Source organism: Phenylobacterium sp., from assembly GCF_044372605.1.
Lineage (GTDB): Bacteria > Pseudomonadota > Alphaproteobacteria > Caulobacterales > Caulobacteraceae > Phenylobacterium.
Window position 1 is genome coordinate 1 of record NZ_JBILRO010000072.1, and the last position, 13,600, is coordinate 13,600.

Sequence of the window (13,600 nt, forward strand, 5' to 3'; positions counted from 1 at the left end):
GGGGCGCTCCTCGAAGCGGCGGCTCATCTTATGGACGAGATCCTCCAGCATATGGACCTCGTCGGTCAGTTCGGCGCTGCGGGTCAGGTCAGTATCGATCGCCCGGGCCACGATGGTCACCCGGCCATCGATACGTTCCACCTGCTCCAGCAGGATCTTGTGAGCCTCGCGCACGGCGCCGACCTCGGCGCGCATGTCGCGCATCTCCAGAAAACGCATGATCATGCCGTGCGACGCCAGGCACACGCCCAGGCCGCCCATGAGGGCAGAGACCGCTACGCCCCAGCCCGTCCCGTTGCGCCACAGAGTGAGCGCAACGATGAGCGAGAGGCAAAGGTAGGTCGCAATGAGGAGCCCGAGGGTCAGCCGCCGCATGGATCCTGTTCCGAATCACCCGGAGTATCCACTGCGCGCACCCGGTTAGTCGAATTCATTAACCACCGCCGGGTTTGGGAGGGATTAATGCAGGATCCGCACCTACCGCCCCAGCACCATATCCGCCGCCTTTTCTGCGATCATGATAGTCGGCGCATTGGTGTTGCCGGACACCAGGCGCGGCATCACCGAGGCGTCGACCACTCTCAGGCCTTCCACGCCATGTACCCGCAGCTGCGCGTCGACCACAGCCCGCGGCCCATGGCCCATCTGGCAGGTGCCCACCGGGTGATAAATGGTCGATCCGGCCATGCGGGCGTAGCCCAGCAGGGCTTCGTCGTCGGTCAAGTCGGGCCCCGGCAGCATCTCGTGATCGATATAGGGGGCCAGCGCCGGCTGGCTGGCGATTTTGCGGCCCCACTTCAGTCCCGCCACCGCCACTTCCTGGTCCAGAGGATCGGCGAGATAGTTGGGCGCGATGGCCGGATAGACCGTGGGATCGGCGGACTTGATCCGGATGGTTCCCCGGCTCTCCGGGCGCACCTGGCAAGGGGCGATGGTGAGGCCAGGCGCACTGTCCAGCTCCATCTTGCCTTCCGACACAGCCTTTTCCAGATTCTGTGAAGCCGGCAGGATATGGAACTGGATGTCGGGGCCCGCCAGGTCAGGCCGGGACTTGCAGAACGCCGCCACGTGGGCCGCCGAAAGGGTCAGCAAGCCCTTGCGCTGAAACGCGTACTTCAGCACCTCGCCCACGAAGCGCGGACCCTTGGTCAGCTCATTGACCGACACTGTCCCGGCCTTCAGGCGATAGGTGACCGCCATGACATAGTGGTCCTGCAGATTTTCACCCACCCCCGGCAGGTCGGCGATCACCTCGATGCCGTGGTCGCGCAGCAGGTCGCCGGGCCCGATCCCGGAGAGTTGCAGCAGCTGCGGCGAATTGATCGCGCCGCCGGCCAGGATAACCTCGCGGCGGGCCTTGGCGACCTTGCGGACGCCGTTTTGCTGATACTCCACCCCGACCGCGCGCTTGCCCTCGAAGATCACCCGCGTGGTCAGGGCGCGGGTTTCCACGGCCAGGTTGGCGCGGCCCATGGCCGGGTGCAGGTAGGCCACGGCGGCCGAGCAGCGTTGGCCGTTCTTCACGGTGAGCTGATAGTAGCTGACGCCTTCCTGGTCCTCGCCGTTCACGTCGGCGTTGCGGGGGATTCCGGCCTCGACACAGGCCTCCACCACCGCATCGGATACCTCATGGCGGGTGGTGACGTCTGAGACATTCAGCGGGCCGCCGACCCCGTGATGGGCGCTGGCGCCGCGTTCCTGATGTTCGGAGCGCTTGAAGTAGGGTTCCACATCGTCCCAGCCCCAGCCCTCGCAGCCCAGCTGGCGCCAGCCGTCATAGTCGGCCTGCTGGCCACGGATGTAGAGCAGGCCGTTGATGGATGATGACCCACCCAGAACCTTGCCCCGTGGCCAGACATGCACCCGCCCGCCGGTGCCGGGATCTGGCTCGGTGGGGTAGAGCCAATTGACCTTGGGATCCTTCAACGTCTGCGCATAGCCCACCGGGACATGGATCATCACGTTCGACATGAACTGACCCAGTTCCCGGGTCGGGCGGTCATCGCCGCCGGCTTCCAGCAGGAGCACCTTGTTGGCGGGGTCGGCGGACAGCCGGTTGGCCAGCACGCAGCCGGCGGATCCAGCGCCTACGATGATGTAGTCGGCGGTGATGTCGTCAGACATGAGCAGAATTCCGGTTACCGTTGACGCCAAGGCCGACGGCAATAAGAAGGTGACTTTGCGGAAGTCTCCAGTCCGTTTCGATCCTGGCCGGGATTAACGGGTCGGAACGGGCACAGCGCCGCGATAATCATAGAAGCCGCGACCCGATTTGCGGCCCAGCCAGCCGGCCTCAACGTACTTGGTCAGCAACGGGCAGGGACGGTACTTGGAGTCCGCGAGGCCTTCGTAGAGCACGTTCATGATCGAAAGGACGGTATCCAGGCCGATGAAATCCCCCAGTTCCAGGGGCCCCATCGGATGGTTGGCGCCCAGCTTCATGGCGGTGTCGATGGCATCGACCGTGCCGACGCCTTCATAGAGCGTGTAGATCGCCTCGTTGATCATCGGCACCAGCACGCGGTTGACGATGAAGGCCGGGAAATCCTCGGCGTTGGAGGTGGTCTTGCCCAGCGACTGGGCGAAACTGACGGCGGTCTCGTAGGTGGCTGGGCCCGTGGCGATGCCGCGGATGATTTCCACCAGCTTCATCACCGGCACCGGGTTCATGAAGTGCAGGCCGATGAACCGGTCCGGCCGGTCGGTCACCGAGGCCAGGCGGGTGATCGAGATCGAGGAGGTGTTGGAGGCCAGGATGGTGTCAGCGCCCAGGTGGGGGCCGAGCGCACGGAAGATGGTCTTCTTGGTCTCTTCGTTTTCCGTGGCCGCTTCGATGGCGAGGTCCGTGGTCCCGATGGACTGGAGTTCCGGCGCGGCCTTGATCCGGCCCATCGCCGCGTCCATGGCGGTATGCTCGATGATGTTGCGGCTGACCTGACGGGTCATGTTCTTCTCGATCAGGGCGAGGCCCTGGGCGATGCGTTCGGCGCTGACGTCGTGGAGCAGGACGTCGTACCCGGCCAGGGCCACCACGTGGGCGATCCCGGACCCCATCTGACCTGCGCCGATGACGCCGACTGTCCTGATGTCAACCATACTGCCTTGGCCTCGATGCCTTCGGGCGAGCACCGCCCAAACTCAGGGCAGGCGTTCTAGCACGTGAATGGCGCATTGCGGCAAGCGGTTTGCTGCGGCGCAACAGGTCGGTGAACCGGAGGGCGGTGGTGCAACGGGCTTGCCGGGCGGGCGCCGGGCACGAAAAAGGGGGGCGGCTTCGCGACGAAGCCACCCCCCGATCCAATCTACGTCCGACTGCGCCTAGACGCCGGCAGTGGTGAGTGCGGTCATCAGTTCCGGCACCGCAGTCTTGTAGTCGGCTACCAGACCAAAGTCGGCGACCTGGAAGATCGGCGCATCGCCGTCCTTGTTGATCGCAACGATGATCTTGGAATCCTTCATGCCGGCCAGGTGCTGGATGGCGCCCGAGATGCCGATGGCGATGTAGAGTTCCGGCGCCACGACCTTGCCGGTCTGGCCCACCTGGTAGTCGTTGGGCGCATAGCCCGCGTCAACGGCGGCGCGACTGGCGCCCACGGCGGCACCCAGCTTGTCGGCCAGGGGGTCTATCACCTTCTGGAACTCTTCGGCAGAGCCCATGGCGCGGCCGCCGGAAACCACGATCTTGGCGGCGCCGAGGTCCGGGCGGGCCGACTTGACGATCTGCTGATCGATGAAATGCACCTTGGCCTGCGCGCCCGGTGCCGCGACAGCCTCGACCTTGGCCGAGCCGTCGGTGGCCGCCGCCTTGAAGGCGGTGGGGCGCACGGTCAGCACCTTCTTGGCGTCGGCCGACTGGACAGTTTCCAGCGCATTGCCGGCGTAGATCGGACGCACGAAGGTGTCGGCGGAGACCACCTCGATCACTTCGGAGATCTGGGCCACGTCCAGCTTGGCGGCGATGCGGGGGCTGAAGCTCTTGCCCTGCGAAGTGGCGGGGATCAGGACGGCGTCATAGCCCCCCATCAGGCCCACGATCAGGTCACCCACAGCCTCGGCGATGCCCTGGCCAAGTTCGGCGCTTTCCGACGTCAGCACCTTGCGCACGCCGCTGATCTTTGCGGCGTCGGCGCCCAGGGCAGCCGTATTGGTCCCGGCCACCAGAACGTCTACGTCGCCGGAAATGGAAAGGGCGGCGGTCACAACCTTGTGGGTGTTGTCCTTGAGCGTCGCGTTATCGTGATCGGCGATTACGAGAACAGCCATCTAGAAAACTCCCGAAGTCTTGAGGTTGCTGACGATGTCGGCGGCGGCTTCCACCTTGATGCCGGCCGAGCGCTTGGCCGGTTCAGTGACCTTGATCACCTTCAGCCGCGGCGCGGTATCAACGCCGAGAGAGGCCAGTTCCTTGACGTCCAGTGGCTTCTTCTTGGCCTTCATGATGTTGGGCAGGCTGGCGTATCGCGGCTCATTGAGGCGCAGATCCGCCGTCACAACTGCCGGCAGGTTCACTTCCAGGGTTTGAAGGCCGCCGTCGACCTCGCGGGTCACCTTGGCCTTGCCACCCTCGACGGCCATTTCCGAGGCGAAGGTCGCCTGGGGCCAATCGAGCAGCGTCGAGAGCATCTGGCCGGTGGCGTTGTTGTCGCCGTCGATGGCCTGCTTGCCCATCAGAACGAGGTCGGGATTTTCTTCGGCGATGATCGCCTTCAGCACCTTGGCCACCGCCAGTGGCTCCAGATCCTGGTCGGTCTGGATCAGGATGGCGCGATCTGCACCCATGGCCAGCGAGGTCCGCAGGGTTTCCTGAGCCTGGGCCGGACCGATAGAAACAGCCACGACTTCCGTCACCACGCCTTTCTCCTTGAGTCGTACGGCCTCTTCGACCGCGATCTCGCAGAAGGGATTCATCGACATTTTTACGTTTGCGAGGTCGACGCCCGTCTGATCGGCCTTTACGCGGGCCTTGACGTTATAATCGATCACCCGCTTGACCGGGACCAACACCTTCATGGGTTGCTAGCGCCTCAAATTGGGGTTTCTGAAAGAAATAAGCGGGAGGGCAATAACGGTTCCGCCAAGCATTGCAAGCTTGAGAGGCCGGATTCCCGTTGTGACCGGACACTAGCCAGACCCCCCTCTCCTTACGTAAAAGGCTCCCATGAACCCGAACATTGAGCGCCTCAAGCTCGTCTTTATCGCCCTCTTCGCCGTGATCGTCGCGGGCGTTCTGGTATGGCAGGTGGGCTGGATTATCCCGCAAAAGAAGTGCGAGGCCGCCCGCAAGTGGTGGGATGCCGAGCAGCGGGTCTGCGCCCAGCCGGTTCTGATCTCCGACATCACCGGCCGTACCATCGACGACAAGGCCGCCGAGGCCGAGGCGAAGGCCGCCCTTGGCCGACCCGCGCCGCCCGCGCCTGCAAAACCCTAACGCGTCGCCCCGGAAACCCAGAACACCTCGGCCGCGCCGCAGCCATTGGCCCAGCGGGCGGCGACGAAAAGAAAATCGGAGAGCCGATTGATGTAACAAAGCGCCGGACCGCCGACCGGCTCGCCGGCCTCGACCAGCCTTACAGCTTCCCGCTCGGCGCGCCGGCAGACGGTGCGGGCCAGGTGCAGCGCTGCAGCAGCCGGTGTCCCGCCGGGAAGCACGAAGGACTTCAGATCGGGCAGCTTCGCATTGAGTTCATCAATCTCGGTCTCAAGCCGGCCGACCTGGCTGTCGAGAATGCGCAGCTTTGAGCCTACAACCTCATCGGGAGCAGCCGGGGTCGACAGATCCGCGCCAAGGTCGAAAAGTTCATTCTGGATCCGCGCCAGCATAGCGTCGAGCTGGGCGTCCTCCGAGGTATGGATACGGGCAAGGCCAAGACAGGCATTGGTCTCATCAATTGCACCATAGGCTTCGACGCGCATGTCGGCCTTGCTGACCGCTGCGCCCGTTGCCAGACGTGTCGTACCCGCATCACCTGTGCGGGTATAGATACGGTTGAGCGTGACCATCAGCCCTGGCCCCGATACCACGCTGCGGCCACGAGCACTGCAATGGCGACCGCCTGCATCAGAACGCGCAGACGCATCAGCTTGTTGGAATAGGAACGTCCGAAATCACCGCCGCGGAACAGGGCGAACAGACCAGCCAGCAACACCAGGCTGACCGCCGCGAGCGCGGCGTAGATGAGATAGTCGAAGATATCCATTCCCTGATCTTAGGCCGAGAGGGCCAGGTCCCGCCACATCAATCCCTAAGGATCACGGTTGACCTCGTGAGTTGGCAGGGATGACTCCGATCACCGAACATCGTTTCGCGAAATTTCGACCATTCCGTGTAACCAAGCCGCTCAAAGTACAGCACTACACTATTCCAGGTCGTAAAGATGGGCGAAAGCGCGTGAGAGTGGCGAAATGTCACAGTCGACAGGTTTCAACGAACACCCTACGGGAGTGCTCAAGACCTAGACCACTGATCATGATCATTCCGGTTTTCAGCGTCGTCAGTGCTGGCAACTATTGAAAGTACAGGCTGGAAGACAATTGGTCGGGGACAACCACTGAGCCAGATGAACCGAAGCACCGCGACCCTATCAGAAGTCGAAACACCGAAACGCGCGCCGACGCGACGCGCGCTTGCGAAGCGCCAGACGCGACTGAAGGTGCTCAACGCCGCCCGCAATCTGTTCAGCGAGGAGGGCTACGAGGGCGCCACGATCCGGGATATCGCCGCGGCCGCCGGTATGTCTACCGGCGCGGTCTTCGCAAATTTCCGGGATAAGGCAGATCTGTTCCGCGAAATCATGACCGAGGATCTCGACGCTTTGCTTGGCGTCATGCGCGCCGCAGCCATCCAGAACGGCAAAATCGAGGAGAGCTTGTTGAAGGTCTTGATGGCGGGCTATGCCTTTTGCAAGGCCCGCCTGCAGCTGGCGCGCGCCGCCTTCAGCGTTGCTTGGGATGTCGATGGCGGGCCGGCGCTTCGCGACCTTGCCTCAAGTTGCGGCTTTCAAGACGTCTTCACCGATCAACTGACCTCGGCCGTCGAACGTGGGGAACTGTCCCAGCAATCCGAGGTCAAACTACGCAGCCAGATGCTCATGGACTGCTTCCTGGCCAACTTCTCCCAGGCGATCTTCGAGGGGTGGAGCCTGGACGCGCTGCAGGCCCGCGCCAAGGACCAGATCCGGATAGTGCTCGCCGGGGCACGTCGCGGCTGATAAATCGTCCTAGACGAAAGCCGATACCGGATCCATTGCTGGTGCGTCTCCGGTGCGCGCCTCTCAGAAGGAAGCGACCCGGCAACATGTGCTTGCGTCCGCCAGGAGCCTGTTCGCCCGGCACGGATTTCAGGGCACCACCATACGCGACATCGCCGCAGCCCATGACTGGACCCTGTCGTCAGACGCCAAGCCCTTCGGCCGGAATGCACGGCTGAAAGGCGGGGTCTCAGACTGCCTCGCCAAGGGCGTCGCAGACGGCGACATTCGCGCGGACGTCATTCTTGACGAGGTTGTGGCCTTGATCATTTCGGCCTTCGCCTGGACATTTCGATTAGCGATAACCCAGAACGCTGACGCCAAAGCCATGATCACAGTCATGGATCGACAGATCGGCCTGATCGTCGAAGGTCTCAAGCCGAAGTCCTGAAAGGCAGTTCCAAGCCAGACGGGTCAGTTCGCGCCTTCCAGCAGGCGCCGCGCGATCACCTGGGCCTGAATTTCGCCGGCACCTTCGAAGATGTTGAGGATGCGCGCGTCAGCAAGCACGCGGCTGACCGGTTGCTCGACGGCAAAGCCGGTTCCGCCGTGAATCTGCACCGCATTGTCCGCCGCCGCCCAGGCGATGCGAGCCGCCGTTAGTTTGGCCATCCCGGCCTCGAGATCGCAGCGACGGCCCTCGTCCTTGGCCCGCGCGGCGAACCACGTCAGCCGTCGCGCCCCCAGGATCTCTGCGGCCATCATGGCCAGCTTGTTGGCGACACGCGGGAAGTCCGCGATAGGTCCGCCGAACTGCCGCCGCTGGAGCGCGTAGTCCAGCGCCAGATCGAGGGCGTTCTGCGCCACCCCGATGGCCCGGGCGGCCGTCTGGATCCGGGCGCTTTCGAAGGTGGCCATCAACTGGACAAACCCCTGCCCCGTCTGACCACCCAGAAGATTGTGGTCTGCGATCTCAAAGCCATCGAAGGCCAGTTCATACTCTTTCATGCCGCGATAGCCGATGACCGCGATCTCGCCGCCGCTCATGCCGGTCGCGGGGAAGGGATCCGCCGGGGTCCCGCGTGGCTTTTCGGCCAGGAACATTGAAAGCCCCCGGTGGTCCTTTGAGGCGGGCTCGGTGCGGACCAAAAGGGTCATCACATCGGCCCGTGCAGCATGGGTTATCCAGGTCTTGGCCCCATACACCCGCCAGCTTTCGCCGTCGCGGATAGCCCGGGTGCGCAGGGATCCCAGGTCCGATCCGGCCTCCGGCTCGCTGAACACCGCAGTGGGAATGGTCCGGCCCGAGGTGATTCCCGGCAGCCATCGCGCCTTCTGGTCATCCGTGCCGTGGGCCAGGATCAGCTCAGCGGCGATCTCGGACCGGGTGCCCAGCGAGCCGGCGCCGATCCAGCCGCGCGATAGCGCTTCGGAAACCACGCACATCGCTACCTTGCCCATGCCCGCCCCGCCCCAGACCTCAGGCGCGGTCAGGCCGAATACGCCCAGGTCGCCCAACTCCTCCAGCAGGCTCATAGGAATCAGCTCGTCACGCAGGTGCCAGCCCTGGGCGTGTGGGGTGATTTTCTCGGCGGTGAAGGCATGGAACTGGTCCCGAACCGCCTCGAGCGTTTCGTCCAGCCCGCTTGTTTCCAGCGAGGGCCGCCCGCGGGCCGCGTCCAGAAGTTCGACGATCCGGAGCTTCACCGCCTGTGAGGCGCCGGCTCTCAGCCGTCCGATCACATGGCCCAGCCGATCCGCCGGAGCGAACACGTCGGCCGGCCGGAAGATCTCGCCCTGGTTCATGGGCAGGCCGCCGGCAAGCTGGCTCAGATACTCGTGAGCAAGGAGTTGTGCCGGCAGGGCTTCAGCCTCGCCGAAGTCATCGCCCAGAGCCCGCGCCCAGACCGCCGTTTGCCGCAGGGTCTCGGCATAGGCCGCCGCCCAGGCCAGGCCGTGGGCAGCATGTTGCTCGGCGTCGAGGGCGTTCCGGTCGAGCCGGCCGCTCTTCTGGACACGGCCGAGCACGGTGGATTGCAGAGAGGCCACGAGAGCTGCGGCCTCAAGCGCCGCCTCGTCCAGAAGGTCCGGCAGATGGGGAAGGATCAGGGTCATGGCATCACTATACGCGGCTTGCGTTGCGTAAGGGGAATGGGCGATGCATGGGTGAAGTCAAATACGGGAACCGCGCCCATGCTCACCGTCCATCACCTGAACGACTCACGCTCGCAGCGCATCCTGTGGCTCCTGGAGGAGCTGGGCGCACCCTACGAGATCAAGCACTATGCCCGCGATGCGACCACCCGCCTGGCGCCGCCCGAGTTGATGGCGGTTCATCGCCTGGGCAAGTCGCCGGTGGTGACGGAGGATGGGCACACGATCATCGAATCCGGGGCCATCATCGACTACATCGTGCGCAAGCACGGCGGCGGCAAATTGGTCCCAGCGGCGGGCAGCGCCGACTATGAGACCTGGAACCAGTGGCTGCATTATGCCGAGGGCTCGGCGATGCTGCCGCTCATGCTGGCCATGTACACGGGTCGCCTGGGTGAGGCGGCCGCACCGCTGAAGCCCCGCATCGACAGCGAGACAGCTAATCACCTGGGCTACGTCGAGGCCTCGCTGGCCGGTCGCGACTGGTTGGTGGGTGACACCCTGTCCGCCGCCGACATCCAGATGAGCTTTGTCGGCGAGATCGTGAAGTCGACGGGTCGCGGCGGCGAATACCCGAAGATCGCAGCCTGGGTTGACCGCTTCCAGGCGCGTCCGGCCTACAAGACCGCGCTGGCCAAGGGCGGCCCCTACAATATGGGACCGAAAACCTAGAGCGGATTGAGGAAAAGTGGGAACCGGTTTTCCGCCTGCAACCCACTCTAAACATATGAGGGCGATCACGTTTTTCGATTTTGGATTGATTCAATCCACTCTCGACGTGATCTAGCGGTAGTTGTCCGGGAAGTCGTCGTCGAGCATCCCATCGAGGAAGTCGAAAACGGTCGCCTTCAACAGGCCGTGCGGGATCGCCGAGAAGTGGTCGCAGCCTGGCAGGGTGACGCCCTTGCCGCGTGGAAACACGGCCGCCAGTTCATCAGGGTCGCCCGCCAGTTCGTCATGACGGCCCGCAACCACCAGTACCGGCATGGTCAATGTTCCCAGCGCGTCGCGCGCCAGCGGCGCGCTGTCAGCCGCGGAGCAGGCGGCCAGCGCCATCCGGTCCTCGCCCTGCTCGTCGGCGAACTGGCGGAAGCTCTTCAGCATCTCGGTCTTGATGTTGGCCGGATCCTCGGCCGACATGGCTTCGGCCATGGCTTCCACGGAACCGGCCGGGCGCGGGTCAAACAGCTTGCTCCCGATCCCGCCCAGCATGAGGTTGGAGACCCGGTCAGGGGCATCGAGCGCCACCTGCATGGCCGTACGCGTGCCCATCGAATAGCCGAACACATCGCAGCGTCCGACGCCCAGATGATCCAGCAACGCCAGGGCGTCGGCGGCCATGTGCTCGCGACCATAGTCGGCGGAATCATGGGATTTCATGCTCTCGCCATGGCCGCGCTGATCCAGTGCAAGAGTTCGGATGCCGCGTCGTTCGAAGGCGGAGTACCAGCCTGTGCGCTTCCAGCCCTCGTTGCGGTTTGAGGCGAAGCCGTGGAGCAACAGGATCGTCCGCTGCGCGGGCCCCGCCGGCGGAATATCGTCAAAGGCGATGGAGACGCCGTTCAGGATTGCATTTGCCATACTGGGAGATTGGATCAGGGAGTCTCGCCCGTCCATTCCCAATGCCAGGGTTCGAAGGCGTAATTGACGAAACCAAATCGGATCGCGTTCGCCACCAGCCACCGGTATGTTGCCGTCCGCGTCATGAACAGGCGGTTCTCGTCGGCGGTGGAGTCCGCCGAATAACCCTGCGCGTGACCCACATAGAGGTCCGCGGCCAGCCCCGTGCGGTGCGCCGAACAGCGGGCGCGGACGACACCATCGCAATTGCCCTCGGCCAGACAGCGGGCGGCATCGAGGCTGGGGCTGCGATAACCGGAGAAGATGGTGAGTGCGTCGGGATCGGCGGCGATCCCGGGGACCTCCGCCCGTGCTGCGGCCGCCATCGCCCGCCAGGCCCGCAGGGCCCCCGGCTGCATCCAGACGGTCTTGCCGCCTGTGCCCTCGCTGCGCGCGGCCTCGGTGATCAGGTCCGGCGTTTCCGGGCAAATCCCGGCGGTGATGGCCGCGACAAACGGCCGTCGCGCCTGCGTCTGGGCCTTGAACTGCAGGAGTGTGGCTTCGCTGAGCACGCCGTCGCCAGGAAGGTTCCTCGTCGACTGCCAGGCGGCCAGCGCGGCGGCAAAGCCTTCGCTGGTCACGGGACATGTCGTGGCGATTTCGCGCTGGATGAGCGGCGCGTAGATCTCCCAGCCCACCTCCTCCCGGCCGAATGGCCTCCAGAGGAGTGTGGTCAGAGACGCCGCATTGGCCTCTGAAGCTACGGTCCAGCCTTCAATGCGGCAAGCCGGCGACGGCGCCAGGTCGGGCGCGGGCTGGGCTGTCGAAGCGCCTGCCGCGTCGCCCAGGCCGACGACCAGGGCGACCCCGACAAGGCTCCCCAGGAACCCTAGCTTCGCCACGTCAGCGTCGCGGCCTCAACGGGATTGACGAAGGCTCGGCCCTCGCGCCGACTGGCGACCCATTCGCGCTTCAGCGCCTGGTACCACTTGGCCTGACGATCCGCGTCGTCGATCCAAAGCAGAGTCGGATCGTACTTCAGTCCGTTTTTCTGCAGGTTCACCATGTCGCCGTCCTGGCGCAGGAAGGTCCGGGCCCACGCCGCGATCACAGGTTTCAGCAGCAGGAACGCCGGGTGGTCCGACCAGGCGATCTGGGTCACCCGGGTCCGGGTGGCGTCGATCGGCGTCAGGCAGGTCAGCGACAGCACCTGGCGTTTGCCGACCGTTACATGCTCCCAGCGCAGGCCCGGCAGCCGGAAGGTGATCTCCGTCAGCGGCTGTCCACCCAGCACCGCATAGGCGCGGCTGTTCTTCGAAGGTTCATGACGGACCATGGCAAAGCCGTGCTCGCGCGGTTCAAAGCGTTTGCGCTTGTCGTGTTCGCTGCCCGAGGCGCGCCACCACCATTGGCGATGCACGTAAGGCCCGTGAGCCGGGTCCATCAGGCCCACCACCGCCTGGTCGATATGGGCATCAAACACCACATGATCGACCAGCTTGGGCGACCCTCCCACGACGCCCGGAAAATTCGGCGGCGGCCCGTCGGGCTCGCTGGCCGGCGCAGACCCCATCCAGACGAAGACAATGCCCTGGCTCTCCACCACCGGATAACGCCGCACCCCGATCTTCGAGACATCAAGGCTCTGATCAGCCGTCAGGGAGGGGATCGCCGCACAGGCGCCGTCGCGGCCAAACCGCCAGCCATGGTAGGGGCACTGCACGGTTTCGACACCGCTTGCGTCCAGATGAAACGACCCCGCCGACAGCGGCGCGGCGCGGTGCGGACAGACGTCGCGCAGCGCGAAGACGTCACCCCGGCGCGAGCGCCCCAGCATAACGGGTTCGCCCAGCATCTCGATCCGGGTTAGCCGACCGGGCTTAAGGTCGCGCGATAGCGCGCCAAGATACCAGGTGTCCGTCAGGAAGCCCTGACCGAACCGGGTGTCGTCTTTTGAAGTCCGGGGCGCAGCGTCGGCCATCCAGCGCTTGTAGCCGCCTAGGGCAGTCGCAGGAAGACCGCCGCGTAGGGCGCCAGCCCGATCGAGGCACCGCGAATGTCGGCGTCGCCAGCCCTGACGGGCAAAAGGCTAGCTGTCTCCAGGGTCGGGTGCTCCACAAACCGGGGGCCGTCCGAAAGGTTGAACAGGCAGACAATGCGCTCCCCGGCATGCTCCCGCACGAAGCCCAGCACGGGATCGGCGGTCTGGATGAAGCTGATTTCGCCCAGCCGCATGGCGTCCGAGCCTTTCCGGAAGGCGATCATGGCGCGGGAGAACGCCAGGCTCGACTCCGGGTCTGCCGCCTGTTCCTCGACGCTCAGGCCCCGATGCTCGGCAGCCAGCGGCAGCCAGGGCACGCCGGTGGTGAACCCCATCTGCGGACCGGCTGTCCAGGGCATTGGCGTACGGCATCCATCGCGACCGCCGTCATAGGGCCAGTAAAGGTCTCCCACTGGATCGCGCAAAAGGTCTCGCGGCAGGGCGGCCTGCGGCAGGCCGAGCTCCTCGCCCTGATAGATAAGGGTGGTGCCCTTCAACGCGACCAGCAGGGCGAACAGCATCCTGGCCAACTCCGGCGAGGCCGCCTTGCCGCCGAACCGGCTGACGGTGCGCGGGACATCGTGGTTGGAGAAACTGATCGTCGGCCAATGGTCGGGATGGGCGGCCAGGGTTGCGTAGTGGTCGGTGACAAAGCTCG

General features: G+C 64.7%; 15 protein-coding genes and 1 pseudogene. 4 read left to right on the top strand and 12 right to left on the bottom strand.

Features of this window, described 5'->3' with window-relative positions; all coding sequences use genetic code 11:
• The 5 genes and pseudogenes from ACIQ42_RS08065 to ACIQ42_RS08085 all read right to left on the bottom strand — a co-directional run.
• Positions 1-375: pseudogene (locus ACIQ42_RS08065) on the bottom strand (diguanylate phosphodiesterase); the annotation flags it as partial.
• Between the two features lie 102 nt (positions 376-477).
• Positions 478-2,124, bottom strand: a complete 1,647-nt coding sequence (locus ACIQ42_RS08070; RefSeq protein ID WP_397421686.1) for a GMC family oxidoreductase — start codon at positions 2,122-2,124, stop codon at positions 478-480.
• A 93-nt stretch (positions 2,125-2,217) separates the two neighbouring features.
• On the bottom strand, positions 2,218-3,096 hold the full coding sequence (locus ACIQ42_RS08075) for a 3-hydroxybutyryl-CoA dehydrogenase (RefSeq protein ID WP_397421687.1): 879 nt from the start codon (positions 3,094-3,096) through the stop codon (positions 2,218-2,220).
• A gap of 222 nt (positions 3,097-3,318) precedes the next feature.
• Positions 3,319-4,263: an electron transfer flavoprotein subunit alpha/FixB family protein gene (locus ACIQ42_RS08080; RefSeq protein WP_397421688.1), complete on the bottom strand. Its 945-nt coding sequence runs from the start codon at positions 4,261-4,263 to the stop codon at positions 3,319-3,321.
• Positions 4,264-5,010, bottom strand: a complete 747-nt coding sequence (locus ACIQ42_RS08085; protein WP_397421689.1) for an electron transfer flavoprotein subunit beta/FixA family protein — start codon at positions 5,008-5,010, stop codon at positions 4,264-4,266. It lies immediately after the preceding gene.
• Between the two features lie 148 nt (positions 5,011-5,158).
• Between ACIQ42_RS08085 and ACIQ42_RS08090 the strand changes: the two genes are divergently transcribed.
• Positions 5,159-5,428, top strand: a complete 270-nt coding sequence (locus ACIQ42_RS08090; RefSeq protein WP_397421690.1) for a hypothetical protein — start codon at positions 5,159-5,161, stop codon at positions 5,426-5,428.
• On the opposite strand, the gene ACIQ42_RS08095 is transcribed toward ACIQ42_RS08090, so the two are convergent.
• Positions 5,425-6,000 carry a cob(I)yrinic acid a,c-diamide adenosyltransferase gene (locus tag ACIQ42_RS08095; RefSeq protein WP_397421691.1) on the bottom strand — a complete coding sequence of 192 codons (576 nt, stop codon included), beginning with the start codon at positions 5,998-6,000 and terminating at the stop codon, positions 5,425-5,427. The two genes, ACIQ42_RS08090 and ACIQ42_RS08095, sit on opposite strands and share 4 nt — an antisense overlap.
• Positions 6,000-6,197, bottom strand: coding sequence for a twin transmembrane helix small protein (locus ACIQ42_RS08100; RefSeq protein ID WP_397421692.1), 198 nt, complete (start codon positions 6,195-6,197; stop codon positions 6,000-6,002). Before ACIQ42_RS08100 ends, ACIQ42_RS08095 begins: the two co-directional genes overlap by 1 nt.
• Positions 6,198-6,557: 360 nt before the next feature.
• Between ACIQ42_RS08100 and ACIQ42_RS08105 the strand changes: the two genes are divergently transcribed.
• Together ACIQ42_RS08105 and ACIQ42_RS08110 are read left to right on the top strand one after the other, a co-directional pair.
• Positions 6,558-7,208 carry a TetR/AcrR family transcriptional regulator gene (locus tag ACIQ42_RS08105; RefSeq protein WP_397421693.1) on the top strand — a complete coding sequence of 217 codons (651 nt, stop codon included), beginning with the start codon at positions 6,558-6,560 and terminating at the stop codon, positions 7,206-7,208.
• Positions 7,209-7,260: 52 nt separating this feature from the next.
• Positions 7,261-7,638 (top strand): TetR/AcrR family transcriptional regulator, encoded by a 378-nt coding sequence (locus ACIQ42_RS08110; protein ID WP_397421694.1) that lies wholly within the window; start codon positions 7,261-7,263, stop codon positions 7,636-7,638.
• A gap of 23 nt (positions 7,639-7,661) precedes the next feature.
• On the opposite strand, the gene ACIQ42_RS08115 is transcribed toward ACIQ42_RS08110, so the two are convergent.
• Positions 7,662-9,302: an acyl-CoA dehydrogenase family protein gene (locus tag ACIQ42_RS08115; RefSeq protein ID WP_397421695.1), complete on the bottom strand. Its 1,641-nt coding sequence runs from the start codon at positions 9,300-9,302 to the stop codon at positions 7,662-7,664.
• Positions 9,303-9,380: 78 nt separating this feature from the next.
• Here ACIQ42_RS08115 and ACIQ42_RS08120 point away from each other — a divergent pair, with 78 nt between their 5' ends.
• The gene (locus ACIQ42_RS08120; protein ID WP_397421696.1) at positions 9,381-10,013 is read left to right on the top strand and encodes a glutathione S-transferase family protein; all 633 of its coding nucleotides are present in this window, start codon (positions 9,381-9,383) and stop codon (positions 10,011-10,013) included.
• 111 nt (positions 10,014-10,124) lie between these two features.
• Here the strand turns inward: ACIQ42_RS08120 and ACIQ42_RS08125 are convergent, their stop codons facing one another.
• The 4 genes from ACIQ42_RS08125 to ACIQ42_RS08140 all read right to left on the bottom strand — a co-directional run.
• Complete coding sequence (locus ACIQ42_RS08125; protein WP_397421697.1) at positions 10,125-10,922, bottom strand: alpha/beta fold hydrolase; 798 nt, start codon at positions 10,920-10,922, stop codon at positions 10,125-10,127.
• Between the two features lie 14 nt (positions 10,923-10,936).
• Positions 10,937-11,803: a M15 family metallopeptidase gene (locus ACIQ42_RS08130; RefSeq protein WP_397421698.1), complete on the bottom strand. Its 867-nt coding sequence runs from the start codon at positions 11,801-11,803 to the stop codon at positions 10,937-10,939.
• Entirely contained in the window at positions 11,791-12,882 is a 1,092-nt protein-coding gene (locus ACIQ42_RS08135) for a Rieske 2Fe-2S domain-containing protein (RefSeq protein ID WP_397421699.1), read from the bottom strand. The genes ACIQ42_RS08130 and ACIQ42_RS08135 overlap by 13 nt, the downstream gene beginning before the upstream one ends.
• A 17-nt stretch (positions 12,883-12,899) precedes the next feature.
• The coding region (locus ACIQ42_RS08140) for an alpha-amylase family glycosyl hydrolase (RefSeq protein ID WP_397421700.1) at positions 12,900-13,600 on the bottom strand (701 nt) is incomplete at its 5' end.

Coding starts and splice junctions, on each gene's coding strand:
- ACIQ42_RS08070 (WP_397421686.1), bottom strand. CDS start 2,124: ATGTCTGACGACATCACCGCCGACTACATCATCGTAGGCGCTGGATCC.
- ACIQ42_RS08075 (WP_397421687.1), bottom strand. CDS start 3,096: ATGGTTGACATCAGGACAGTCGGCGTCATCGGCGCAGGTCAGATGGGG.
- ACIQ42_RS08080 (WP_397421688.1), bottom strand. CDS start 4,263: ATGGCTGTTCTCGTAATCGCCGATCACGATAACGCGACGCTCAAGGAC.
- ACIQ42_RS08085 (WP_397421689.1), bottom strand. CDS start 5,010: ATGAAGGTGTTGGTCCCGGTCAAGCGGGTGATCGATTATAACGTCAAG.
- ACIQ42_RS08090 (WP_397421690.1), top strand. CDS start 5,159: ATGAACCCGAACATTGAGCGCCTCAAGCTCGTCTTTATCGCCCTCTTC.
- ACIQ42_RS08095 (WP_397421691.1), bottom strand. CDS start 6,000: ATGGTCACGCTCAACCGTATCTATACCCGCACAGGTGATGCGGGTACG.
- ACIQ42_RS08100 (WP_397421692.1), bottom strand. CDS start 6,197: ATGGATATCTTCGACTATCTCATCTACGCCGCGCTCGCGGCGGTCAGC.
- ACIQ42_RS08105 (WP_397421693.1), top strand. CDS start 6,558: ATGAACCGAAGCACCGCGACCCTATCAGAAGTCGAAACACCGAAACGC.
- ACIQ42_RS08115 (WP_397421695.1), bottom strand. CDS start 9,302: ATGACCCTGATCCTTCCCCATCTGCCGGACCTTCTGGACGAGGCGGCG.
- ACIQ42_RS08120 (WP_397421696.1), top strand. CDS start 9,381: ATGCTCACCGTCCATCACCTGAACGACTCACGCTCGCAGCGCATCCTG.
- ACIQ42_RS08125 (WP_397421697.1), bottom strand. CDS start 10,922: ATGGCAAATGCAATCCTGAACGGCGTCTCCATCGCCTTTGACGATATT.
- ACIQ42_RS08135 (WP_397421699.1), bottom strand. CDS start 12,882: ATGGCCGACGCTGCGCCCCGGACTTCAAAAGACGACACCCGGTTCGGT.